This window comes from Pyxidicoccus sp. M15 (assembly GCF_056858435.1).
Genome location: NZ_CM166495.1, coordinates 331,355 through 354,086, shown reverse-complemented (window position 1 = coordinate 354,086; position 22,732 = coordinate 331,355). Strand labels below are relative to the sequence as shown.

16 protein-coding genes are annotated in these 22,732 nt (G+C 73.1%); 11 read left to right on the top strand and 5 right to left on the bottom strand.

What is annotated here, in order from left to right; genetic code table 11:
* Positions 1–217: 217 nt before the first annotated feature.
* The gene (locus tag ACX9TP_RS01320) at positions 218–1,027 is read left to right on the top strand and encodes a prolipoprotein diacylglyceryl transferase (RefSeq protein WP_482977871.1); all 810 of its coding nucleotides are present in this window, start codon (positions 218–220) and stop codon (positions 1,025–1,027) included.
* Positions 1,028–1,233: 206 nt separating this feature from the next.
* Positions 1,234–1,812 (top strand): class I SAM-dependent methyltransferase, encoded by a 579-nt coding sequence (locus ACX9TP_RS01315; protein ID WP_482977870.1) that lies wholly within the window; start codon positions 1,234–1,236, stop codon positions 1,810–1,812.
* Between the two features lie 23 nt (positions 1,813–1,835).
* Here ACX9TP_RS01315 and ACX9TP_RS01310 read toward each other — a convergent pair whose 3' ends face one another.
* Positions 1,836–2,822, bottom strand: coding sequence for a sigma-70 family RNA polymerase sigma factor (locus ACX9TP_RS01310; protein WP_482977869.1), 987 nt, complete (start codon positions 2,820–2,822; stop codon positions 1,836–1,838).
* 3 nt (positions 2,823–2,825) lie between these two features.
* On the bottom strand, positions 2,826–4,160 hold the full coding sequence (locus tag ACX9TP_RS01305) for a phytoene desaturase family protein (protein ID WP_482977868.1): 1,335 nt from the start codon (positions 4,158–4,160) through the stop codon (positions 2,826–2,828).
* Between the two features lie 458 nt (positions 4,161–4,618).
* On the opposite strand from ACX9TP_RS01305, the gene ACX9TP_RS01300 reads away from it, so the two are divergent.
* Entirely contained in the window at positions 4,619–5,560 is a 942-nt protein-coding gene (locus ACX9TP_RS01300) for an alpha/beta fold hydrolase (protein ID WP_482977867.1), read from the top strand.
* Between the two features lie 133 nt (positions 5,561–5,693).
* Here ACX9TP_RS01300 and ACX9TP_RS01295 read toward each other — a convergent pair whose 3' ends face one another.
* Positions 5,694–6,602, bottom strand: a complete 909-nt coding sequence (locus tag ACX9TP_RS01295; protein WP_482977866.1) for a DMT family transporter — start codon at positions 6,600–6,602, stop codon at positions 5,694–5,696.
* Between the two features lie 69 nt (positions 6,603–6,671).
* Positions 6,672–6,953 carry a rhodanese-like domain-containing protein gene (locus ACX9TP_RS01290; protein WP_482977865.1) on the bottom strand — a complete coding sequence of 94 codons (282 nt, stop codon included), beginning with the start codon at positions 6,951–6,953 and terminating at the stop codon, positions 6,672–6,674.
* Positions 6,954–7,021: 68 nt separating this feature from the next.
* Between ACX9TP_RS01290 and ACX9TP_RS01285 the strand changes: the two genes are divergently transcribed.
* From ACX9TP_RS01285 to ACX9TP_RS01260, 6 genes are all read left to right on the top strand, one after another.
* Complete coding sequence (locus ACX9TP_RS01285) at positions 7,022–9,937, top strand: tetratricopeptide repeat protein (protein WP_482977864.1); 2,916 nt, start codon at positions 7,022–7,024, stop codon at positions 9,935–9,937.
* Between the two features lie 61 nt (positions 9,938–9,998).
* The gene (locus ACX9TP_RS01280) at positions 9,999–11,732 is read left to right on the top strand and encodes a sigma 54-interacting transcriptional regulator (RefSeq protein WP_482977863.1); all 1,734 of its coding nucleotides are present in this window, start codon (positions 9,999–10,001) and stop codon (positions 11,730–11,732) included.
* Between the two features lie 161 nt (positions 11,733–11,893).
* Positions 11,894–12,232: a hypothetical protein gene (locus tag ACX9TP_RS01275; protein ID WP_482977862.1), complete on the top strand. Its 339-nt coding sequence runs from the start codon at positions 11,894–11,896 to the stop codon at positions 12,230–12,232.
* Positions 12,233–12,267: 35 nt separating this feature from the next.
* Positions 12,268–13,053, top strand: coding sequence for a hypothetical protein (locus ACX9TP_RS01270; RefSeq protein WP_482977861.1), 786 nt, complete (start codon positions 12,268–12,270; stop codon positions 13,051–13,053).
* 67 nt (positions 13,054–13,120) lie between these two features.
* Positions 13,121–13,636 (top strand): GreA/GreB family elongation factor, encoded by a 516-nt coding sequence (locus ACX9TP_RS01265; protein WP_482977860.1) that lies wholly within the window; start codon positions 13,121–13,123, stop codon positions 13,634–13,636.
* Between the two features lie 100 nt (positions 13,637–13,736).
* Complete coding sequence (locus tag ACX9TP_RS01260) at positions 13,737–16,289, top strand: sensor histidine kinase (protein ID WP_482977859.1); 2,553 nt, start codon at positions 13,737–13,739, stop codon at positions 16,287–16,289.
* A gap of 57 nt (positions 16,290–16,346) precedes the next feature.
* Here ACX9TP_RS01260 and ACX9TP_RS01255 read toward each other — a convergent pair whose 3' ends face one another.
* Entirely contained in the window at positions 16,347–18,083 is a 1,737-nt protein-coding gene (locus tag ACX9TP_RS01255) for a sensor histidine kinase (RefSeq protein WP_482977858.1), read from the bottom strand.
* A 223-nt stretch (positions 18,084–18,306) separates the two neighbouring features.
* Between ACX9TP_RS01255 and ACX9TP_RS01250 the strand changes: the two genes are divergently transcribed.
* Together ACX9TP_RS01250 and ACX9TP_RS01245 are read left to right on the top strand one after the other, a co-directional pair.
* A complete protein-coding gene (locus ACX9TP_RS01250) occupies positions 18,307–21,159 on the top strand; it encodes a PAS domain S-box protein (protein ID WP_482977857.1) in 2,853 nt (950 codons plus the stop codon).
* A gap of 131 nt (positions 21,160–21,290) precedes the next feature.
* On the top strand, positions 21,291–22,718 hold the full coding sequence (locus ACX9TP_RS01245) for a vWA domain-containing protein (protein WP_482977856.1): 1,428 nt from the start codon (positions 21,291–21,293) through the stop codon (positions 22,716–22,718).
* Positions 22,719–22,732: the final 14 nt, after the last annotated feature.

Here is a 22,732-nt window from a genome sequence, read left to right as displayed (position 1 = left end):
TCCTGACGGGTCTTCCTGGAACGTCTGGAAGTGGGAGTGATTCCTTCCCGGGTACGGTAGGAGTGCCAGGGGGCACACAGGGACTGTGTCGTCCAGCGGACCCGTTGAGTCATCTGGGCGCGGCTTCGTCGGGAAAGTTCGCGTCCCCACAAATGTTCGCCTCCGTCCCTCCGCCCGGATAAAGGGAGGGACGTTCGCCCGTCCTGGAGCTTCAGACGTGATTCCCTACTGGCATGCCCCCTCGATTCACCTGGGGCCCCTCACCATCGAGCCCTTCGGCATCTTCGTGGCGCTGGGCATCCTGCTGGCCGCTCGCCTGCTCGTCCGCAATGCCGAGCGGCAGAAGCTGGACCCGAACCCGCTGGCCGACTACGCGATGTGGGGCGTCATCGGCGGCGTCGTCGTGGGCCACCTGGTGCACCTGCTCTTCTACCATCCGGAGGAGCTCTCCAAGAGCCCGTTCCAGATTCTGAAGGTGTGGGACGGGCTGTCGTCCTTCGGCGGGTTGCTCGGCGGCATCCTCGCGGCGGTGGTGTTCTTCCGGATTCGGAAGCTGCGCTTCAACGACTACGCGGACGCCTTCGCGCTGGGCGTGGCGCCGGGCTGGGCGGTGGCGCGGCTGGGGTGCTTCGCCGTGCATGACCACCCGGGCGTGCACACCGACTTCTTCCTCGCGGTGGCCTTCAAGGACGGCCCGCGCCACGATTTGGGCCTCTACGACGCCATCGCCCTCTTCGCCATCAGCGGCCTGCTGTACGCGCTGCGCGACTCGGAGAAGATGAAGGGCCGGCTGCTGCCGCTGCTCGCGCTGCTGTACGCCTTCTGCCGCTTCTTCTTCGACACGCTGCGCGCCACGGACCTGTCGTACGTGGATGCGCGCTACTTCGGGCTCACGCCCGCGCAGTACGGCTGCGTCGCGCTGGTGGGGTATGGCCTGTGGGGCCTGCTGCGCAAGCGCGCTCCCGGGGCGTCACCGGTGCCTCCTCCGTCCTCGGGGCCGGGGAAGACGGTCGGCGCGGCACGGTAGGGCGCGACGGCCGGGAGGCCCTGCGCACTCCCGGACGTCGTGAAGGCGGGTAGTCCTGGGCATCGGCCCGGGGGTCCTGGCGAAGCGCCGGGGGCTTCCGGGCCGAGTCGTTTCCAGCGCGGGTCGAGCACATCATCGAGGCTGACGGCCCGGTGCGCTTCTGGCCCGACGCCCCTGGCGCGGTGAGGAAGCAGGGAGGCTCCGGTATGAAGGCACTCGCCTACGACGCGGTGATGGCACCCCTGGGGTGGATGGGACTGACGGCCGCCCGGCGCAAGCTGGTGGCCGGGCTGTCCGGCCGCGTGCTGGAGGTGGGCACCGGCACCGGCCTGGCGCTCCCGGGCTACCCGGACACCGTGACGTCCGTCACCGCCATCGACGTGGATGCCGAGGCGCTCGAGCGGGCGCGCAGGCGCCGCCCCGACCTCCAGGTGCTCCAGGCCAGCGTGGAGGAGCTGCCCTTCGCGGACGCGTCCTTCGACACGGTGGTGTCCAGCCTCGTCTTCTGCAGCGTGGAGACGCCCGGACGCGGGCTGGCGGAAATCTTCCGCGTGCTGCGCCCCGGAGGGGAGCTGCGCATGCTGGAGCACGTGCGGGCGCCGACCTCCGGGCTGGCCACGGCGCAGGACCTGCTCACCCCGGCGTGGCGGAAGCTGACCGGTGGGTGCCGGCTCAATCGGGACACGTACCTGTTCGTGCGGCAGGCTGGCTTCGACGTGGTCCGCCGCGTCCAGCGCCTCCGCGGCATGAGCGAGCTCATCATCGCCCGCAGGCCGAACGGCTGAGCACAGCGGCCGCGAGTCCCCGCTCAGCCGCGCGGCGGCAGGCGCAGGCCGGCGAGCTTCCGGTCCGTGAGCACCGAGTGAAGCTGGGTGATGCGCCCGTCCGCATCCACCTCCACCCGCACCATCGCGTGTGGGGCGTACATCGGGTCCGCCGCGTCCGCGAACGCGCTCACCACCGCCGGCAGGCCGTTGAGCATCTGGACCTCGAACGCGACAGGCGGGCCTCGCAGCTCCATCAGTCTCTGGAGGAACGTGAGCACCCGCTTCGCGCCCACCACGGGCACATGGGCCGCCCGCACCTGGCCGCCACCGTCCGTCAGCGCGCGCACGTCGGAGGACAGGAGCGCCTCCGCGGTCGCCACGTCTCCTGACAGCAGCGCGCCCATGAAGCCCTCCAGCGCGGCGCGCGTACGCTCCTGCAGCGCCCGGGTGGGGATGCAGCGGGCGCGGTCATACGCCTCCATCGCGGCACGGGCGCGGTGGTGCACCACCTTCACGTTGACCTCGCTCATGTTCAGCGCCTCGGCCACCTCGCGCACCGAGTAGTCGAACACGTCGCGCAGCAGCAGCACGGCGCGCTGCTTCGGGGCCAGTGCCTCCAGCGCCAGGAGGAAGGCGTAGGAGACGCTCTCCAGCAGCTCATAGCGCCCCTCCGTCGAGCCGCCTCCCGGCAGCCGCGCCTCCACTCCTGGGGGCACGTCGAGCCCGGGAGGGGCTTCCGGGGCGGTGGCGTCTCCCGTGTCGAGCGGCGACGGCAGCCACGGGCCCACGTAGCTCTCGCGACGTCGGCGGCGCAGGTGGTCCCTCGCGAGGTTCACCGCCACCCGCGTCAGCCAGGGGCGCAGCGACTCCTGGTGCTCGGGCGGTGAGGCCAGGGCCCTCGCGTACGTCTCCTGCACCAGGTCGTCCGCGTCCGCCGCCACGCCCGTCATCCGGTAGCACAGGCCCCAGAGGAAGCGCTCGTGCTCGCGCGCCGCGTCCGCCACCGCGTCGTGTCCCCGCCCCTCCATGCTTCAGGCCCCCACCGCGCGCCGCGGCTCCAGGTGCCGTTCCTGGACGAGCGCTCGCGCCACGGACTCGGCGCTCGCGAAGGCCGCGTCCGCGAGCATGCCCTCCGGGCCCACCCAGTCTCCCACCCGGAACAGGCCGCTCACGTGCGGCACCCGGGCCGTGGGACGTCCAGAGAGGCCGCCGGCCTTCGCGCCCGGCAGCAGGTGGCTCACCGTCAGGTTGGGACGGAAGCGCCGCGCCACCACGTGCTCGCGCCAGCCGGGCTGGAGCGCATCCATCACCGCCTCCAATTCGGACTCGCGCGCCTCGGAGTCCGCGCCGCCCAGGTACTTCATCACGTGCACCATCGCGCCTCCCTCCGGCGCCAGCCGCGCGGACGCCGAGTGCACCGACGCGTACCACGGACCGTCGACTCCCAGCGCGAACAGCGCCTCCGGCCTCGGCAGGCCGGACAGTCCGAGCTCCAGCGTGGCCGCCTTCACCGGCACCGCGTCCGCCGCCTCCCGCGCGAGCACCGCGTCCCCCGGCACCAGCGCCGCCACATCCCCCGGACTGCCCGCCAGCACCACCGCGTCCACCTCGTGCACCGTCCCGTCCGCGAGCCGGAGGCCGGACACGCGGGCTTGCGGTGCATGGCCGGGGGCCGTCCTCGCGCCGGCTTCGCGTGCCTGGACCACGGACTCCACTCTCGCGGAGGTCTCCAGCCGCACTCCCGCCTCGCGCGCCCGGGCCTCCAGCGCGTCCACCAGCGTGCTCCAGCCGCCGTCCACATAGAGGACGTTGGCCGCGAGCGCGAGCTGGAGCTGCGACACCGCCACCTCCGCGCTCAGCGTGTCGAGGTCCGCGCAATAGGACGACACCCGCGTCAGCGCGCCGACGAGTGCCCGGGAGTCCTCACGCGACAGGCGCATGTCCAGCCACTCGCGCATCGACAGGCGCGCCAGGGCGCTCGCGTCGATGCGGGGCAGCCCCGCGAGCAGCCGCGCCAGCTCGAGCTTTCCGGCCAGGGTGAGCACGTCCGTCGTCATCAGCGACACGGCTCCGCGCGGCAGCGTGTGCAGCCGGCCCGCTCGCAACGCGTACCCGCCCGCGCCCGGGATGCCTCCCCGGGGCTTCACGCCCAGGCTCCCGAGCACCCGCATCGCCGCCCCGCCCCGGTACAGCGCGTGAGGGCCCAGGTTGAAGCGGAAGCCCTCCACCTCCGCCGTCTGTGCCCGGCCTCCGAAGTGCTTCGCGCGCTCGTACAGCGTCACCTCGCAGCCACCGCGCGCCAGCAGCGCCGCCGCCGTGAGTCCGCCCAGCCCGCCGCCGACCACCGCCACCCGGTTTGCCCGCATGTCCGTCCTCCGTCTGTACACCCGGGAAATTCCGGGCATCCAACGGCTCCACGACGGAGGGGCGCGAAAGGTTACAGCCCCCCCGCAAGCGTCCCGGGAAGGGGGGCCAGGGGCCTCCCGCGAGGCCGGCCACGGTGGAAGGAACGTTCCTTCCACGGAGCAGCACCCGCCGCCCGCCGCGCCGGCCATGGTGGAAGGAACGTTCCTTCCACGAGCCACCCGCCCCGGCCGGGCCCCTTCTCCGGGACACGCGTGTCACACCGCATCAGTCTCGCAAGAACCTTCCACAAATAGCGCGGGTCAATCACGCCTCACACGCGCCACGCGGGTCTCGCATTGACGATGCGAATTCATGACAACCCTGAGAGTCGCTTTGAGTCAGGCAATGTCAGAGGTAGTCGTATGATGATTCATACAGCGGCGGAATCTCCCGCCGCGCATGTCAGAGGCATCCCCGAATGAGAAGACTCCTCGTCGCCCTGCTCGCGCTTCCCCTCTTCGCCGCCTGTGGTCCCGCGCCCGAGTCCGAGGCCTCCACCACGGCCGCCCAGGCGCAGGAGGTCCAGTCACAGCCGGACACGCAGGAGTTGTCGGCCGCCCCTCGCGAGCGCTCCATCCGGCTGAGCACCGGGGTGACGCTGCGCTACGTGGAGCAGGGTTCGCAGAACGGGCCCGTGGTCGTCTTCCTCCACGGCTACACGGACTCGCACCACACCTGGGACCTGAACCTGCCCATCTTCCCGCGCAACTTTCACGTCTATGCGCTGGACCAGCGTGGCCATGGTGACTCGTCCCGCCCGGCCTGCTGTTACACGCAGCAGGACTTCGCCGCGGACGTCGTGGCCTTCCTGAATGCCATGGGCGAGCGCAAGGCCATCCTCGTCGGCCACTCCATGGGCAGCTTCATCGCGCAGCAGGTGGCGCTCGACTACCCCAGCCGCGTGGAGGCGCTGGTGCTGGTCGGCTCGGCGCCCACCGTCGCGGGCAACGAGGTGGCGCTGGGCCTGAAGGAATTCGTCGACACGCAGGTGGGCACGGTGGACCCGGACTTCGTCCGCGAGTTCCAGACGAGCACCTTCGCGCGTCCCGTGCCCCGGTCGTACATCGACACGCTCGTGTCGGAGAGCCTCAAGGTCCCCGCGAGCGTGTGGCAGGCCACGCTGAACGGACTCATCGAGGAGGACCACTCGGCGCGCCTGCATCGGATTCGCGTGCCCGTGCTCGTGGTGGGCGGAGACCTGGACGGCTTCTTCCCCGTCGAGCAACAGCAGGCGCTGGTGGACGCCCTTCCCAATGCCACCTACGTCCTCTACCCGGACACCGGCCACGCGCCCCACGCGGAGCTGCCGCACCGGTTCGTGCACGACGTGCAGCGCTTCCTGAAGTCAGTGACGAAGTAGCGCGAAGCCCACACGGGTCCGGGACGCGGCGGCTTACCGTCGGCGCGCTCTGGGCCCGGCTTCAGGTGAGCCGTGCGCCGGAGGCCGGCGTCCGGTGAGCCGTGCGCCGAAGGCCGGCTTCCACGGGGTGCGGCTATCCGGGCGCCGGTGTTCCCGTGCTCGTCGGTGGCTTTCGCGAGGGGTCTGGCGCATCGGACCGGGCCAGCATCACCGCGGCGGTGAGGATGAGCAGTCCGCCCACCCCCTGTCGGGCACTGAGCCGCTCGTCGAGGAACAGCGCGCCCAACACCACCGCCGTCAGCGGCTCCATGGTGGACACCAGGGACGTATTCACGGGGCCGATGCGCGCCATGCCCACGAAGAAGAGGAGCACCGCGGCCACGGTGGACACCAGCGCCAGCGCCACCACGGCGGCCCAGCCCGTGGGGGTGGTGGGGAAGGCCGGGCCCCGTGCCAGCACCACGAGCCCCAGCGCGCCGCCCGCGGAGCAGAGGATGACGGTGCTGGAGGCCAGCGGGCCCGCCCGGCCCGCGACACGTGCACTGATGACGACGTAGCCGGCGTAGAGGAACGCGGACAGGAGCCCCAGCATGATGCCCAGCGGCTTCGCGCCGCCCTGCTCCACGTCCGCCGTCAGCGCCGTGCCGCCCAGGGCCAGCGCCACGGCCAGCCACTTCACCCGGCCCAGCCGCTCGCCGAAGACGACGCGCTGGAGCAGCGCCACCAGCGCGGGGAAGGAGTAGAGCAGCAGCGCCACCAGGCCCGCGGGGGCGTGCTGGAGGGCGATGAAGTAGGCCCCCGCCTCCGACACGTAGCCCACCGCGCCCAGCAGCATCAGGGCCAGCAGCACCTTGCGCTCCGGCAGGGGCTGACGGCGCACCACCATGACGCTGACCAGCACCGCTCCGGCAAGGGCGAAGCGCAGGAAGAGCAGCGACGGAGCGTCCGCGCCCGCCGCATAGGCGAGGCGCCCGAAGAGGCCGAGCGCGCCGAAGCACGCCCCGGACAGGGCCACGATGAAGAAGCCAGCGGTGCGGTTCATGGCGGGAGCGCGCGCACCCTGCTCCAAGCAGGCGCCGGTGTCACGCGTCCCGCGCCTTCCACCTCGCGCCTACCAGTAGTTGACGGACTTGAGGTCGAAGACGTCCGTGTAGCCTCCGGCGCGCAGCAACTGCACGGCCTGCGCGCTGCGGCCGCCCGCGGCGCAGTAGACCACCACGGGGGTGCCGGGCGGGCCCACCTCCGAGAGCCGCCGGGGCAGCTCCTGCACCGGGATGTTGCGCGCGGCTTCGGGGTGCCCCTGCTGGAATTCCTGCGGAGTGCGCACATCCAGCAGCACCGCGCCTTCCGCGACGAGCTGCCGGGCCTTCTGGGAGAGCTCCTGTGGCGTCATGGCTTCATTGTAGGCCCGGCCACGCGGGCCGGAGAGCGCTTCTTCGGGGGGTGTTGAGTCCCGAAGGGATGGCGGGCTCTTGCTCCCGCGCCCAGGGGTGCCCCATCCTGCCCTCCACCTCCGTGACGTGCCCCGACAAGCCCACCCTCCAGGCATTTCAACGCGGGGCGCTGCCCGCGGACGAAGCCAAGCGCGTGCGGCTGCACCTGGAGACGTGCGCGTCCTGCCGGCGCTTCGACGCGCCCACCGTGGAGCTGGCACCCGGCGACGTGCCCCTGCTTCCTCCCGCGCCGCCGTCCGAGCCGCCTCGCGCGGCACTGGCGCTGCCCGCGCTGGAGGGCTCCGCGGCCCCTGGCCAGCTCGGGCGCTACCTGCTGCTGGCGCGGCTGGGGGCCGGAGGGATGGGAGAGGTCTTCAAGGCGTATGACCCCGAGCTCGACCGGCGCGTGGCGCTGAAGCTGCTGCGCCCGGAGCTGCTCTCGGGGCCAGGGGCCGAGGAGAACCGCGCGCGCATGCTCCGTGAGGCCCAGGCGCTGGCCCGGCTGGCGGACGCCCACGTCGTGACGGTCCATGACGTGGGGACGCATGGCGACCAGGTCTTCCTCGCCATGGAGTACGTCGAAGGCGAGACGCTGCGGGAGTGGCTGGAGGCCCGGCCGCGTCCCTGGCGGCAGGTGCTGGAGCGCTTCCTGGACGCCGGCCGGGGACTGGCCGCCGCGCACAGGGCCGGGCTCGTGCATCGCGACTTCAAGCCGCAGAACGTCCTGGTGGCGCGCGACGGGCGCGTGAAGGTGGCCGACTTCGGGCTGGCGCGCGGCGTGGCCGCTTCCGCTCCGTCCGTCCTCGCGGAGGAGCCCGCGCCCCTGGCGGTGGTGACGCAGGCGGGCCGGGTGCTCGGCACGCCCGCGTACATGGCTCCGGAGCAGCGGGAGGGCGGGACGGTGGACGCCCGCGCCGACCAGTACGCCTTCAGCGTCGCGCTGTACGAGGCGCTCTACGGCCGCCATCCCCTCCAGGGCGTTCCCCGGGGTGGCGCGCCGCTTCCACCTCCGTCCAGGCCCGGCCTTCCCCGCAAGCTCGCGCCCGTCCTCCTGCGCGGCATGGCCGCGCGCTCCGACGGGCGCTTCCCCTCCATGGAGGCGCTGCTCAGCGCCCTCTCGCGGGAGGCGTCGGGCTCACGGCGGCGCCGGCTGGCGCTGGTGGCCGGAGCGCTGACGCTGGCCTCGGCGACGGGGCTCGTCGTGTGGAGTACCTCCGCCCCCGTGCCGTGCCAGGGCGCCGCGGAGCAGTGGGCCGGAACGTGGAGCGCGTCGCGCTCGGCGGCGGTGGGCGAGGCGCTGCGGCGCACCGGCCTTCCCTACTCGGAGGCCACCGCCGCCGAGGTCCGCCGCCGCGTGGAGGACTACGGCGGACGCTGGGTGGCACAGCACACGGACGCCTGCGAGGCCACGCGCCTGCGCGGGGAGCAGGGCGAGGAGATGCTGGACTTGCGCATGGCCTGCCTCGCGCGCCGACGGCGGGCGGTGGATGCGCTGGCGAGCGTGCTGCTCTCCGCGGATGCACGGGTGACGGAGAACGCGGTGCGCACCGTGGACGCCCTGCCGGATTTGGAGGACTGCGCCGACCTCGCGGCCCTGCGCGCGGCGCCGCGCCCTCCCGCCGACCCCGCCGTGCGGGCCCGGCTGGACGTGGCGCGCGGGCACATCGACGAGGCGCGCACCCTCATGGATGCGGCGCGGCTGAAGCCCGCCTTCGCGGCGCTGGAGAAGGCGCGGAGTGAAGCGCGCGCCCTCTCCGCGCTGGACGTGGAGGCCGAGGCCCTCACCGTGGAGGGGCGCGTGCACTGGCGCGCCGGACGCTACGACGTGGCGGCCGAGCGGCTGACGGAGGCCGCCAACGCCGCGAGCGCCGCGGGCGACGCGCCGATGCTCGCGCGCGCGTGGATTGACCTGGCCCAGGTGGAGAGCGGCCTGCTGCGCCGCCATGAGCCCGCGGCGCTGCGGCTCCGGCAGGCGCGGGTGGTGCTGGAGCGGCTGGGGCACCCCGAGCGGCTGGAGGCGCGCTACCACTTCGTGGCGGGGATGAACGCGGAGGACCGCGAGCAGCACGCCGAGTCGCTCGACGCGCTGGACCGGGCGCTGGCCCTCTTCGAGCGGCTGCCCACCCAGCTGCCGGTGATTCAGGTGCTGACGTTCCGGGCCAATGCGCTGATGGGCCTGGGCCGCTTCTCCGAGGCCGAGCAGTCCGTGCGGCGGGCGCTGGCCCTGCGCACGACGGTACAGGGGGCGAACCACCCGGAGCTCGGCGCGGGGTACGTCATGCTGGGCAACGTCCTCTCCTTCCAGAACCGGCTGGCCGAGGCCGTCGAGGCGCAGCGCCAGGCGCTCTCCCTCCTGGAGCCGGCCTATGGGCCGGAGAGCCTCCAGGTCGCGGCGGCGCTGCACAACCTGGGCATCCTCGAGACGTGGCGAGGCAACTTCCAGGACGCCCTGGACTCCGCCGAGCGCTCACGGACGCTCTACGAGAAGAAGCTGGGCGCGGAGCACCCCGAGGCCGCCAAGGTGCAGCGCACCGTCGCGGACCTCTGGCTGGCCCTGGGGCGTGCTCGCGAGGCCCTGCCGCTGCTGGAGCGCGCGCTCAAGCGCTTCGAGGCGAAGGAGGGGCGTGAGAACGAGACGCTCCTCCACTTCCTCACCAGCCTCGGTGAGGCCCACCTGGAATTGGGGCGGCCCCAGCGCGCCGTGGAGCTGCTGGAGCGCGCCCTGCCATTGAGGACGGCCCGCACCCGCGCCGAGGATGTGGCGCGCACGCGCTTCGCACTGGGACGGGCGCTGTGGGAGACGAAGCAGGAGCCGCGCCGGGCTCGCGAGCTGGTCGAGGACGCTCGGGACACCTACGCGGCCCATGCGCAGGCCAACGCCCGCGCGCTCGAAGCGGTGCGGGAGTGGTTGGCGACGCATGCGCTGGGGGAGCAGGCGCCTTGAGACAGGGGGGCCGGCCGGAGGCCTGCGCCGCGCGGAGCCCGTCTGATACAACCGGGAGCCGGTGAGCTCGGAACAGGACACGGTTCCCCTCGCGCGCGAGGGCGGAGAGCAGGGCCCGCGAGGAGGCCCGCTCCGGCTGCTCGTCTTCAGCCCCTCGCTGGCGCTGACATTCCCCCTGCCGGAGACGGGCACGGTCATCATCGGCCGCGGCGCCGAGGCGGACGTGCGCATCGACTCGGCGGCCCTGTCCCGACGACACGCGGAGCTGACGCTCGGCCCGCGCCCGACGGTGAAGGACCTGGGCAGCTCCAACGGCACCCGCGTGGCGGGACGCCGGCTGGCCCCGGAGGAGGTGTGCGAGCTCGCGCCGGGCGGCGTGCTGGAGCTGGGCGAGCTGACGCTGCTGCTCCAGCCCACGCACCCCGTGTCTCCCTCCACTCCCGCGCGGCCCCGCTCGCTGTGGAGTCACGCCGCGCTGGAGGCCCGGCTGGAGGAGGCCTGCCTGCGCGCGGAGGCCGGGGGCCCCACCTTCCGGCTGGTGCGCGTGCGCTGCATCCACGCGCCTCATGCCACGCGCGTGCGCGAGGCCGTGGCCACCGCGCTGGACCCACTGGACGTCCTGGCCGGGTACGCGCCCCAGGAATGGCATGCGCTCGTCTGGGAGGACGTGCCCGGGCGCGGGGATGAGGTGGAGGCCGACCTGGCCGACGAGCTAAGCCGGAACGGGCTGCCCTTCGCCATGGGCCGCGCGCGCTTTCCCCAGGAGGGCCGCACCCCCGAGGCGCTGATGGCCCGCGCGGGCGAGGGCGTCCGGGGAGACGTGACGGAGACGAAGGAGGGAGAGCTCGTCGTGGTGGACCCGGCGATGCAGCGGCTCCACGCGCTGGTGCGCCAGGTGGCCGCCAGCCCCTTCACCGTGCTGCTGCTGGGCGAGACGGGCGTGGGCAAGGAGGTCTTCGCCGAGGCCGTCCATCGCCACTCGCCCCGGGCGCGCGGCCCCTTCGTGCGGCTCAACTGCGCGGCCTTCTCCGAGTCCCTGCTGGAGAGCGAGCTGTTCGGCCACGACAAGGGCGCCTTCACCGGCGCGGTGAAGGCCAAGCCCGGCCTGCTGGAGTCGGCCAACGGCGGCACGCTCTTCCTCGACGAGGTGGCCGAGCTGCCCGCGGGCGTCCAGGCCAAGCTGCTGCGCGTGCTGGAGCAGCGCGAGGTGCTGCGCCTGGGCGAGCTGCGCCCCCGTCCGCTCGACGTGCGCTTCGTGGCGGCCACGCACAAGGACCTCACGGCGGAGGTGGCGCGCGGCACCTTCCGGCAGGACCTCTGCTTCCGCCTGGACGGCCTCAGCCTCACCATTCCCCCGCTGCGCGAGCGCAGCGCGGAGCTGTTCGTCCTCGCGCACGTCTTCCTGCAGCGGGCCGCTCACGCCATGGGCCGCGCGACGGTGCCGTCGCTGTCGCCCGAGGCGCGCGACGCGATGCTGCGCTACCACTGGCCGGGCAACCTGCGCGAGCTGCGCAACGTCATGGAGCGCGCGGTGGTGCTCGGCGCCGTGGACGTGCTGCGGCCCGAGCACCTGCCGCTGGAGAAGCTCCTCGCGCCGCGGCTGCCAGTCGCCTCCGCGCCCGTGCCCGTCGCCCCGGGCGGCGGAGAGCGGCAGCGCATCCTGGACGCCCTGGAGCGCCACGGCGGCAACCAGACGGAGGCGGCGCGCGAGCTGGGCGTGTCCCGCAAGACGCTGGGCGTGTGGATGGACGCGCATGGCATCCCCCGCCCCCGGCGCGGCGCCCCTCCTCGCTGAGCGACTTCCCTTCAAGGGAACCCGTCACTTCCCTTCAAGGCACCTTCCCCTCGCGCTTCCCACGGGGCCACGCGCCCATCCCCTCGGAGCGCCTGGAGCGCGGGGTGCGGCACGGCCCTTGAAAAGAGGCTCCTCCAACACCGCGACACCCGGAGGAACCCATGACGAGCATCGGACCGAAGCCGTTTCCCACCAGCCCCGCCATCCCCGCCACCCCGCCCCGCCCGCAGCCGGGCCCGGTGGCGCTGCCTCCGCCGCCACGGCGCGCGGCGCTCGACTGCTTCGAGGCGCCCGTGCGCACGTCGCCGTCCACCGCGCGCAAGCCGCTGCCCGAGCCGCCGAAGCCGCCGCCGCCGCAGGGCCGCACCGAGGACCCCGCCGTCAGTGCCCGGACGCCCGTGAAGGGCCCCTCGCAGCCGGGCAGCTCCGCGGGCGAGACCACCAAGGCCCGGGGCGTCCTGACGACGGCGCAGACGTCGACGGACCCCACGCGGCGCTGAAACTCCCCACCCTCCACCTCGCACCAGGACCCGACATGAACTCCAACGCCCATCGCGGACTGCTGACCGCCCTCGCCCTCCTCACCTGCGGCCCCGCCGCGCTCGCGCAGCCGGCCAGCAGCCCCACGCGCCAGCAGGAACTGGACGCCGCCATCGCCGAGCTCGAGGCGAGCCAGGCCGGCGCTTCGCCGGACCAGCGGAAGGCGCTCGCGCGGCAGGTCACCTCGCTGGAGAACGCGAAGAAGATGCAGCGCCTGGTCGACGAGGCGAGCGCGAGCAACAAGGCCCGCCGGCCCGCCGTCCCCGAGGCGCGCAAGGCGTTCTTCACGCCCGCGGCCGTCACGAAGCTCCCCACATGGCTTCCCGACACCCTCACCCGCGCCCAGGCGAAGGAGGACGCACTGAAGTGCCCGGCCGGCGCGCGCGTCTACGCGGACGCGCACTCGCTGGAGTGCCGCATCCCGGCCCAGGTCCCCGTGCCGCATGGACTGGCGCTGTGGTTCTACAAGTCCACGGGCCGGCTGAAGGCGCAGCGCTACTACGAGAAGGGGCTGCTGCGCTGGGCCATCTCCTACCACCACACCGGCGGGCGCGACTCCGAGGGGCGGTACGACGACGCGAAGCCGAAGCAGCACCGCGAGAGCGGCCTGCACACGGGCTACGCGCCCAATGGCACCATCGTCCGCCAGGCCGAGTACACCTCCGGTGTGCTCCAGGGCTGGACGCGGCTCTGGGAGGACGACGGCTTCCCCATGGCCGCCACGCGCTACGAGAATGGCAGCAGCGTGGAGCGCAGGGAGCCCTCCGGCCGCGAGGAGTGAGCCGCCCCCGTGGCGCCGGCCGAAAACTGGAGCTGTCGCGGGCCGGCGCTACAGTCATGTATCGACCATGCGACTCGACAAGCATGCACTCCTCACCCAGCTGGCCGACCGCCTCCAGCAGTCCGACCGCCTCGCCCACCGCGCCGAGGCCGAAGCCCGCGAGGCGGCCCGCAGCCTGGCCACGGAGTCGGAGAAGAGGGAGGACGGCCGCGCCGCCATCGAGTTCGGCAGCCTCGCCACCGGACAGGCCGCTCGCGCCCGCCGCGTCCAGGAAGAGCTCAAGGCGCTGTCCACCTTCGGCCAGGGGGAGCTGCCGCGCTTCCCGCGCCAGGGGCCCGTGGCGCTGGGCGCCATTGTCGACATGAGCACCGAGGACGAGGACGGCTTCGCCGAGCGCACCTTCTTCGTGCTGCCCGTGGGCGCCGGCACCGAGCTGACGGGCCCCGGCGGTGACGGCTTCCTCTCCGTCATCACCCCCGCGTCCCCCGTGGGCCGCGCCCTCATGGGCCGCAAGGCCGGGGACGTGGTGGAGGTGACGCTGGCGGGCGAGGTACGGGAATGGACGGTGCTCGAGGTGGCGTGAGGCCGGGTGTAGCGCCCCAGGCGCACACGATGTCCTGCCTCGGACGTAAGCCCCGGGGGCAGTAGAACCGCCAGGCCTGCTCGCGCGTGAATCCGGGAAGATGTTTTCTTCCCTTTCTCCGCAAGCCGAGGCGCCGGCCCCGCCTCCGACCCTGCCGCTGACCTGGCCCGCGGCCCTGGTGGGCCTGCTGTTCGGCGTGCTGATGACGTACGTGCCGTACGAGTTCCGGATGGCCTCGTTCCGGCCACTCTATCCGTACGTGCGCGTGCTCGGCCTCGCGTACCTGGCCGGCAGCATCTCCCTCATGGGGGCGCTGCTGTACCCGCACGCGCCCCGCTGGTTCGACCGGGGCGCGCGGCTGACGCTGGGCGCGGCCATGGCGCTGTACTGGTGGGTGCTGAATGTCCTGCCCGGCAGCCTCACCGGCATCGTCATCTACCCGCTGCTCTTCGGCGGAATGATGCTGGAGGGGTGGCCCTCCATGCGCCGGCGGCCCGTGCTGCGAGCCTTCCTGTCGCTCACCGGCACCGCCTTCGGCGTGGCCATGCTCGCCGCGCCCGAGCGCTTCCCGCTGTCCGTCTATGCGCACCTGGCGCCGCTGCGGCCGCTGGTGGGCGCCCTCTTCACCCTCACGGGCGTGGGGCTGCTCCTGCCCGCGGGCCGGCTGCACGCGCGGCTGCCCAACCTCCTCATGGGCGTGCTGGCCGTGCCCTTCGCGCTGCTGGCGTACGCGCTGGGCCGGGGGGCGTCGTGGCTCGGCGCCAGCGTGTACGCGGTGCTCACCCTGGCGTGCGTGGCGCAGTCGCTGGAGTGGCGTCCGCGCGCACCCCGCACGGTGGGGTGGAAGCTCCTGCGCGGGCTGGCCTTCGCGGGGCTGGTGCCGCTGCTGGCCCTGGGCGGGCTCGCGGCCTTCCTCGCGCAGCGCGCGATTGAGCAGCAGGTGCGCGACGACACGCAGCGCGCCGCCGCGGGGGAGGCGGACTTCCTGCGCCGCTACCTCGACGACTCGCGCGAGTCGTTGGACCTGATGCTGGAGTCGCCGGGCTTCCGCGCCGCCTTCGTCACCGGCGAGCGCGCCGCGCTGGAGCCGTACCTGCGCAACCTCGCCGCCCAGGCGCGCGCCTTCGACGCGGCGCTCGCGGTGGATGCCTCCGGCCGCGTGCTGGCCACCTCGCCGGGCGTGGAGGACTGGCACCTGCCCACGCACACCTTCCTCTCCGACGCGCTCGCCCACGGCGGCGCCGAGGTGTCCCAGGCCTTCATCCGCCCGCCGGACCGGCCGCTGGTGGCGGTGGCGCGCCCCTTCGAGCACGACGGCGAGCTGCGCGGCATGCTGGTGGGCCTGCTCTCGCTGGAGCGGCTGAGTGACGCCACCACGCCCGCGTCGCGGCGCTTCCGCGTGCAGGTGCTGGACAGACGCGGCCTCAAGGTGCTGCGCGACACGGCGCCCGGGGCTCCGCTGCTGGGCGAGGCCCGCCAGCCGGAGGTGATTCACGACGAGCTGCTGCGCCCCGGCAGCGGCGTCATGGAGGCCTTCGACGTGGCGGACCGCCGCATCCTCGCCGCCGAGGCGCCGGTGGAGGACACCCAGTGGAGCGTGCTGGTGACGCAGGAGCTGGTGGTGGCCTACGCGGCGATTACGCGCATGAGCGCCGCGGTGGTGGGGCTCGTCCTGCTGGGCGTGCTGCTGGCGCTGGGCCTGTCGCAGCTCGTGGCCCGCGACGTCATCCGCCGCCTGGACGAGCTGCGCGAGGCCACCGCCGCGCTGGCCGCGGGGGATTTGGAGCGGCGCGTGGAGGACGATGGGGAGGACGACGAGCTGGGGGAGCTGGCGCGCAGCTTCAACGAGATGGCGGCCCGCACCGGCGCCGCGCAGGCGGAGCTGAAGGAGGCGGTGCGCGCGCGCGAGGAGTTCATCAGCGTGGCCAGCCACGAGCTGCGCACGCCGCTCACGCCCCTCAAGGGCTTCGCCGCGCTCACGCTCCAGTGGCTGGAGAAGAACAGCGACTTCCCGGAGCGCGAGCGGCTGCTCAAGGCGCTGCGCTCCATGGCCCGGCAGACGGAGCGGCTGGCGCGGCTGGTGGATGACCTGCTCGACACCGCCCGGATTCAGGGTGGCCGCTTCGAGCTGGAGCGGCAGCGTGTGGACCTGGTGCCGCTGCTGCAGGAGGTGCTGGAGCGCTTCGAGGTGCGCGCGGAGAGCGGCCTCGCCTTCGAGCTGCGCACTCCCGGCCACACCGTGGAGGGCGACTGGGACGCGCCCCGGCTGGACCAGGTGCTCACCAACCTGGTGAGCAACGCCGTGCGCTACTCGCCGCAGGGGGGCACGGTGCGCATGTCGCTGGAGGAGGAGGCCCACCACATCGTGGTGCAGGTGAAGGACGAGGGCATCGGCATTCCTCCGGAGAGCCTGCCCAGCCTGTTCCGTCCCTTCGCCCGCGCGTCCAACGCGCAGGCGCGCCACTACGGCGGGTTGGGGCTGGGGCTCTTCATCTGCCGCGAAATCGTGGAGCGGCACGGCGGCACCATCTGGGCGGAGAGCGCGGGCGTGCAGCGCGGCAGCAGCTTCCACGTGCGGCTGCCCCGCTACGCTTCCACGTCCGAGCCCATCGCCCAGGTACCGACGAAGCCCTCGTCCGTGCACGCGGCCTGAGGCGCTGGGAAGCGCCGGGCTCGGAAGCACTGCGAAGAAGCGCCGGGCCCGGAAGCGCTACGCGGCCGGCGGCTCCGACGTACCCGGCACGGTCAGCCACTCCGCGGGGATGTCGCCGCGCGGCAGCTCCAGCACGAAGGTGGAGCCGTGGCCCAGCTCGCTGGTGGCCGTCACCGTGCCACCGAAGGCCTCCACAATCTGCCGGGTGATGTAGAGCCCCAGGCCCAGGCCGCCGTAGTGCCTGTCGCTCACCGCGCGCTCGAAGCGCTCGAAGATGCGCGGCAGATCCGCGGCGGAGATACCGATGCCGCAGTCCTGCACGGTGAGCCGCGCCAGCCGCCCGTCCGCCTCCACACGCACACACACCGGCTTGCCGGCGCCGTACTTCAGCGCGTTGGACAGGAGGTTCGTCACCACCTGCTCCAGCCGCTGCCGGTCCCACCGGCCCACCACCGCCATGGGCGCGTGCAGCTCCAGCGTGCAGTTGAGCTGCGCGGCGGACGGGGCGAAGCGGTAGAGGATTTCCGCCGCCACGCTCGCCAGGTCCATCTCCTCCAGCTCCAGCTTCAGTCGGCCCGCGGTGATGCGCGACACGTCCAGCAGGTTGTCCACGAGGCTGGTCAGCTTGCGCACCTGGCGCTGCACCACCTCCAGCGTCTCCGACACGCGCTCGGCGGACACCGGCTCGCCCCGGGCCGCGAGCAGCTCCACCTGCTTGTGCAGCAGCTGCACCTTGAGATGCAGCGGCGTCAGCGGCGTCTTCAGCTCGTGGCTGGCGATGCCCAGGAACTCGTCGCGCAGGCGCACCGCCTCGCGCGCCTCGCGCAACAGCCGCGCGCTGTCCACGGAGAGCGCCGTGCGGCGGGCCAGCTCCTCCGCCAGCCGCTCCTCCTCGTCGGTGAAGTCGTGCGCCGTGTCCCCCCGGAAGAGGGCGAGCGCGCCGATGATGCGCCCGCGCGCCACCAGCGGCACGCCCAGGTAGCAGCGCAGCTCCAGCGCCTGCCACGGCAGTGCCGCGTCCAGCGCCGCGTCGGCCCCGGCGCCTTGCGGCTCCACCAGCAACCGCCGCTCCGTCTGGCCGGTGTCGAGCAGCGACAGCAGGCTCCCCGGCACCAGCGAGTCGGACGGGTGCTCGCGCAGCAACTCCAGCAGCAGCACGTGCCGCTCCGGCTCCGCGTGCACCGCGGCCACCGCGCGCAGCGGCTCGCCGGGCGGGCCCAGGTAGAGCACTCCCGCATCCGCCAGCGCTGGAACGAGCAGGCGCAGCAGGGGCTCCACGCGTCCCTCGGCGTCCAGCGCCGCGCCCAGCAGCGCGCCGGCCTCCGCCAGCAGCCGCGCGGCGCTCGCCGCGTCCATCCCCAGCCGCACCTCCTCGCGCGTGCGCAGCAGCGCTCCGGCCGCCTGCCCGTCTCGCACCCCGAGTGGAACCACGGAGCCCCGCAGCAGCACCACCGTCCCGTCCGGCCGGCGCAGGCCCCAGCGCCCCTCCTTCACCCACTCGCCCGCCAGCGCTCGCGCCAGCGGCGACGCCTCCAGCGGACGCGACGTATCCTCCGCACGCACCCAGACGCACCCGGGGAGCCAGCCGTGCTCGATTCGCTCGGGCCGGGGGATCCGAAACTGGCGACCCGCCTCACTATTGAAGGCGAGGACACGGCCTTTCACGTCCACCAGGACGAGCGCGTCTCCTGCCTGCTCCAGGAGCAGCCGAAGTACCGCATCGTTCAGGAGGGCCGCTGCGCCCTCCTCGGGGTCCTGTTGAATCATCGAAGGCCAGGCGCTTCCAGAAGACATGAGGGACTTCCCGGCACTCAGCCATGGTGGCACCCCTGCCCATCCGGAAGGAAGCCGGGCAGAGTTCCCCGTGTCTCGCACAACAGCGGAAGAGGCGCCGCCGAAATCCCGGGGTCATCCCGGCCCTCTTGCTTGCCCGGACAGAAAATCCAGAATGGTTATGAAATTGTGAAGCGCCCGGACGCCCCCGCCCGGGCGGGCGTTCTCTTCCTCGAGCCTCATCATGCAGACGCCGCACTCCAGGCCTGACTGGACCGCTAGCGAGCGCCGCTATCGCCTGGTCCTCGACAACCTCAAGGAGGTGGTCTTCCAGACGGACACCCAGGGTGTCTGGACGTTCCTCAACCGAGCGTGGACGGAGGTGACGGGCTTCACGGTGGACGAGTCCCTGGGCAAGCCCTACGCGGAGTTCCTCCACCCGGAGGACCGGCTGCGCGCGCAGGAGTTGTTCGTCGCGCTCGTGGAGCGGGAGCTGGAGTTCGCCCGTACGGAGGTGCGCTACCTCACCCGCCTGGGCGGCTCCGTCTGGGTGGAGGTGTTCTGCCGGCCGATGCTGGCGGAGGACGGCACCCTGCTAGGCATGTCGGGGACGCTCAACGACATCACCGAGCGCAAGGCCGCGGACGATGCGCTGGCGAGGCGCGAGCGCTACCTCACCGCGCTGGTGGAGATGCAGCAGCGGCTGCTCGCGACGCCCGAGGGCGGTGACCTCTACGGGCCCGCGCTGGCGCCGCTGGGCCAGTCCTCGGGCGCCAGCCGCGTGTACGTGTTCGAGATGCACCGGGCGGACGACGGGGCGCTGTTGTGCAGCCAGCGCGCGGAGTGGTGCGCGCCGGGGGTGAAGCCGGAAATCGACAACCCGGACCTCCAGGGCCTGCCCATGTCCCTGCTCCCGCGCTGGGTGGAGGCGCTGTCGCGCGGGGACGTCATCTCGGGGCTGGTGGCGGACTTCCCGGAAACGGAGCGGGCACTGCTGGACCCGCAGGGTGTCCTGTCCCTGCTGGCGCTGCCCATGCGCGTGCAGGGCATGCTGGTGGGCTTCATCGGCTTCGACAACGTCGCCGAGGCGCGGGCGTGGGACCGGCTGGAGGTGGACCTGCTGTCGGCGGCGGCGGGCGCCATCTCCGTGACGCTGGAGCGGCGCGAGTCGGAGCGGGCGCTGCGCGAGCGCGAGCGGCGCTTCCGGCAGCTCGCGGAGAACGCGTCGGACGTGCTGTACCTCTACCGGCGCGAGCCGCCGCGCGGCTTCGCCTACGTGAGCCGCGTGGCCCACGCCAAGCTGGGCTATGGCCCCGTGGAGCACTACGGCGAGCCGGACCTCTGGTACCAGCGCGTGCACCCCGAGGACCGGGCGCTGCTGGAGCAGCTGCTGGAGGCGCCGCAGCCCTTCCAGGGCGCGCCGGTGGTGGTGCGCTTCCTCCACCCGGACGGGCGCACGCTGTGGCTGGAGCACGTGGTGGCCCCGGTGACGGACGCCTCCGGGCGCGTGGTGGCGGTGGAGGGCCTGGCGCGCGACATCACCGAGCGCCGCGAGGCGGAAGAGGCGCTCCGGCTGTCCGAGGCCAGCTTCCGCGCGCTGCTGGAGGGCGTGCCGGACGCGGCGGCGATTGAGCGCGACGGGCTGATTGTCTACGCCAACGCGGCGCTCGTCTCCACGCTGGGCTTCGAGCGCGCGGAGCAGCTCACCGGCCAGCGCTTCGGCGACTTCGTGAAGGACATGCGCGGGCCGGAGGCGGTGCGGGCCGGGGCGCTCACGGGAGAGCGGCGGCTGGTGCGGCGCGACGGGCGCACGCGCGTGGCGGAGGTGGTGTCGCTGCCCCTGAGCTTCGACGGGCAGCCGGCGGTGGTGTCCATCGCCCGCGACGTGACGGAGCAGCGGCAGCTGCAGGCGCGGCTGACGCTGGCGGACCGGCTGGCGTCGGTGGGCACGCTCGCGGCGGGCATCGCCCACGAAATCAACAACCCGCTGGCCTTCGTGCTCTCCAACCTGGGCTTCATGGCGGACGAGTTCCGCCACCACCTGCCCCCCGGTGACGGCGCGACGGCGCTCCAGGCGCGGCTGAAGGGGGAGCCCGACCTGGCCGAGTGGCACGAGGTCCTCAACGAGGCGTGCGAGGGCGCCGAGCGCGTGCGGCAGATTGTCCGCCAGCTCAAGACGTTCTCCCGGCCGGACGAGGAGCGCGTGTCGCCGCTGGACATGCACTCGGTGCTGGAGTCGGTGGCGATGATGGCGGCGAACGAAATCCGCCACCGCGCGCAGCTGCGGCGGGACTACGGCGACATCCCCCCCGTCATGGCGAACGAGGGGAAGCTGAGCCAGGTGTTCCTCAACCTCGTGGTGAATGCGGCGCAGGCCATCCCCGAGGGCGCGGCGCACCGGCATGAAATCCGCCTGGTCACCCGGCGCGACGGGCACGGGCGCGTGGTGGTGGAGGTGCAGGACACCGGCGTGGGCATTCCCCGCGAGGTCATCGACCGCATCTTCGACCCGTTCTTCACCACCAAGCCGGTGGGCGTGGGCACGGGGCTGGGGCTGTCCATCTGCCACAGCATCATCAGCGGGCTGGGCGGCGACATCACCGTGGAGAGCGAGCCGGGCCGGGGCACCGTCTTCCGCGTGCTGCTGCCCACCTCGGAGCCGAAGCCGCGCCCGGTGCTGGTGGCGGCGGAGCCGAAGCCGCACCGGGGCGCGCCGCGCGGCCGGGTGCTGGTGGTGGACGACGAGCCGGCGGTGGGACGGGTGCTGCAGCGCATCCTCCGCGAGCACCAGGTGGAGGTGGCCAACAGCGGGCGCCAGGCGCTGGAGCTGCTCGAGCGCGGCCTGGAGCCGGACGCCGTCCTGTGCGACGTCATGATGCCGGACCTCACCGGCCGCGACGTGTACGAGGCGGTGCGGCGCGAGCACGCGGGGATGGAGGGCCGCTTCATCTTCGTGTCGGGCGGCGCCTTCACCACCGGCGCGCGCGAGTTCCTCGCCAGCATCCCCAACCTCCTGCTGGAGAAGCCCTTCGACGAGGGCCGCGTGCGCAACGTGGTGGACGAGCTGGTGCGGCTGCGCCAGCCGGCCGGAGCCTGAGCGGGCGGCGCAAACAGGCCTCGGGCCTCCATCGGTCATCGGGAGGACCCTCCTCCCGCTGACCGATGCGCCGGGGGTGGCAGGCAGGCGAACGTGGCCTCACACGCCTTCCCCACCCCCTGAGGCCCTGAATGAACCGCACCCTGCTGCTGGTGTCCGTCGCCGGACTGCTCGCCCTCGGCGCGCTGATGGTGGGCAAACCCCTACCTCCCCCGCCTCCGCCCGTCACCGACACCAGCCACACGGTGGCGAGGCCGGACGAGCCCGACGCCACGGTGACGCTGCCGCTCGTCACCTCCACGTCCCCGGGCGGCGCGCTCACCCTGTCCGGCAAGCTGTCGGGCGCGTACGTGCAGACGGGCACCAGCGAGGTCTTCGCGTGGCTGGAGCTGAAGGCCCACCCGGCCGAGGCCGGCCGCCGCGTCCCCGTCAACCTGGCCCTCGTCATCGACCGCTCCGGCTCCATGTCCGGCCAGAAGCTGGCGGATGCGAAGCGCGCCGCCACGGAGCTGGTGAACCGCCTGACGGCCGAGGACCGGCTCGCCTTCGTCGACTACGGCACCGACGTGAGGGCCCTGCCCAGCCGGCCGGTGACGGAGGAGGTGCGCGCCGAGCTGCTCCTGGCCATCGCCCGCCTCCAGGACGAGGGCTCCACCAACACCAGCGGCGGCCTCACCGAGGCGGCGCGCGCCCTGCGCCCGTACCTGCGCGAGTTCCGCGTCAGCCGCGCCATCCTCCTGAGCGACGGCCAGCCCACCACGGGAATGGTGCGGGAGCCGGAGCTGTACGCGCTGGTGCGCGGCATGCGCGACGAGGGCATCACCGTGAGCGCACTGGGCGTGGGCGGAGACTTCAACGAGGCGCTGATGCGCGGCATGGCCGAGCAGGGCGGCGGCTTCTCCGGCTTCATCGACGACTCGGCGAAGCTGGCCGAGGTGTTCTCCCGGGAGCTGGACCAGGCCACCAGCACCGTGGCCCGGCGCGTGGAGCTGGAGCTGCGGCTGCCCGCGGAAGTCCAGGCCGTGGAGGTCATGGGCCTGCCCGCCACGCGCGAGGGACAACTCGTGAAGGTTCCGCTGTACGACCTGGCGGGGGACCAGAGCGTGCGCGTGGTGGCGAAGCTGACGCTCGCGACGGGGGCGACGGGCGGGGTGCTCCAGGTGCTGGACGCCCAGGTGCGCTACGTGGATGTGGGCAGGGACGCGGCGGTGGACACGGGGCTGAAGCTGTCCGCGGCGGTGACGGCCGACGCGGCGGTGGTGCGGGCGAACCTGGACCGGGACGTGCGCATCCATGCGACACGGGCGTTGGGCACCCAGCACATGGTGGCCGCGGCGGAGGAGATGAAGCGCGGCAACCGGCAGGCGGCACGTGGGCTGCTGGACAACGCCCGGAAGCTTTTCGGCACGTCCGCGTCGGCGCTCGCGGGGGAGCTTGCGGAGCTCGACCAGACAGAGGCAGCCTATGGGAGCGCGTCCGACGAGGAAGGGGTCCGCCGGGAGTCGCGGAACCTCTACAAGAAGACGATGAAGAACTTCGGCACGAACAACGCGTACTAGCCAGGAACGGTGCA

Excerpts from the sequence above, each read along its gene's own strand:
- ACX9TP_RS01305 (WP_482977868.1), bottom strand. The coding sequence starts at position 4,160 with ATGCGGGCAAACCGGGTGGCGGTGGTCGGCGGCGGGCTGGGCGGACTC.
- ACX9TP_RS01250 (WP_482977857.1), top strand. The coding sequence starts at position 18,307 with ATGCAGACGCCGCACTCCAGGCCTGACTGGACCGCTAGCGAGCGCCGC.
- ACX9TP_RS01265 (WP_482977860.1), top strand. The coding sequence starts at position 13,121 with ATGCGACTCGACAAGCATGCACTCCTCACCCAGCTGGCCGACCGCCTC.
- ACX9TP_RS01270 (WP_482977861.1), top strand. The coding sequence starts at position 12,268 with ATGAACTCCAACGCCCATCGCGGACTGCTGACCGCCCTCGCCCTCCTC.
- ACX9TP_RS01285 (WP_482977864.1), top strand. The coding sequence starts at position 7,022 with ATGGCGGGCTCTTGCTCCCGCGCCCAGGGGTGCCCCATCCTGCCCTCC.
- ACX9TP_RS01295 (WP_482977866.1), bottom strand. The coding sequence starts at position 6,602 with ATGAACCGCACCGCTGGCTTCTTCATCGTGGCCCTGTCCGGGGCGTGC.
- ACX9TP_RS01315 (WP_482977870.1), top strand. The coding sequence starts at position 1,234 with ATGAAGGCACTCGCCTACGACGCGGTGATGGCACCCCTGGGGTGGATG.
- ACX9TP_RS01255 (WP_482977858.1), bottom strand. The coding sequence starts at position 18,083 with ATGTCTTCTGGAAGCGCCTGGCCTTCGATGATTCAACAGGACCCCGAG.
- ACX9TP_RS01275 (WP_482977862.1), top strand. The coding sequence starts at position 11,894 with ATGACGAGCATCGGACCGAAGCCGTTTCCCACCAGCCCCGCCATCCCC.
- ACX9TP_RS01310 (WP_482977869.1), bottom strand. The coding sequence starts at position 2,822 with ATGGAGGGGCGGGGACACGACGCGGTGGCGGACGCGGCGCGCGAGCAC.
- ACX9TP_RS01245 (WP_482977856.1), top strand. The coding sequence starts at position 21,291 with ATGAACCGCACCCTGCTGCTGGTGTCCGTCGCCGGACTGCTCGCCCTC.
- ACX9TP_RS01260 (WP_482977859.1), top strand. The coding sequence starts at position 13,737 with ATGTTTTCTTCCCTTTCTCCGCAAGCCGAGGCGCCGGCCCCGCCTCCG.
- ACX9TP_RS01300 (WP_482977867.1), top strand. The coding sequence starts at position 4,619 with ATGAGAAGACTCCTCGTCGCCCTGCTCGCGCTTCCCCTCTTCGCCGCC.
- ACX9TP_RS01290 (WP_482977865.1), bottom strand. The coding sequence starts at position 6,953 with ATGACGCCACAGGAGCTCTCCCAGAAGGCCCGGCAGCTCGTCGCGGAA.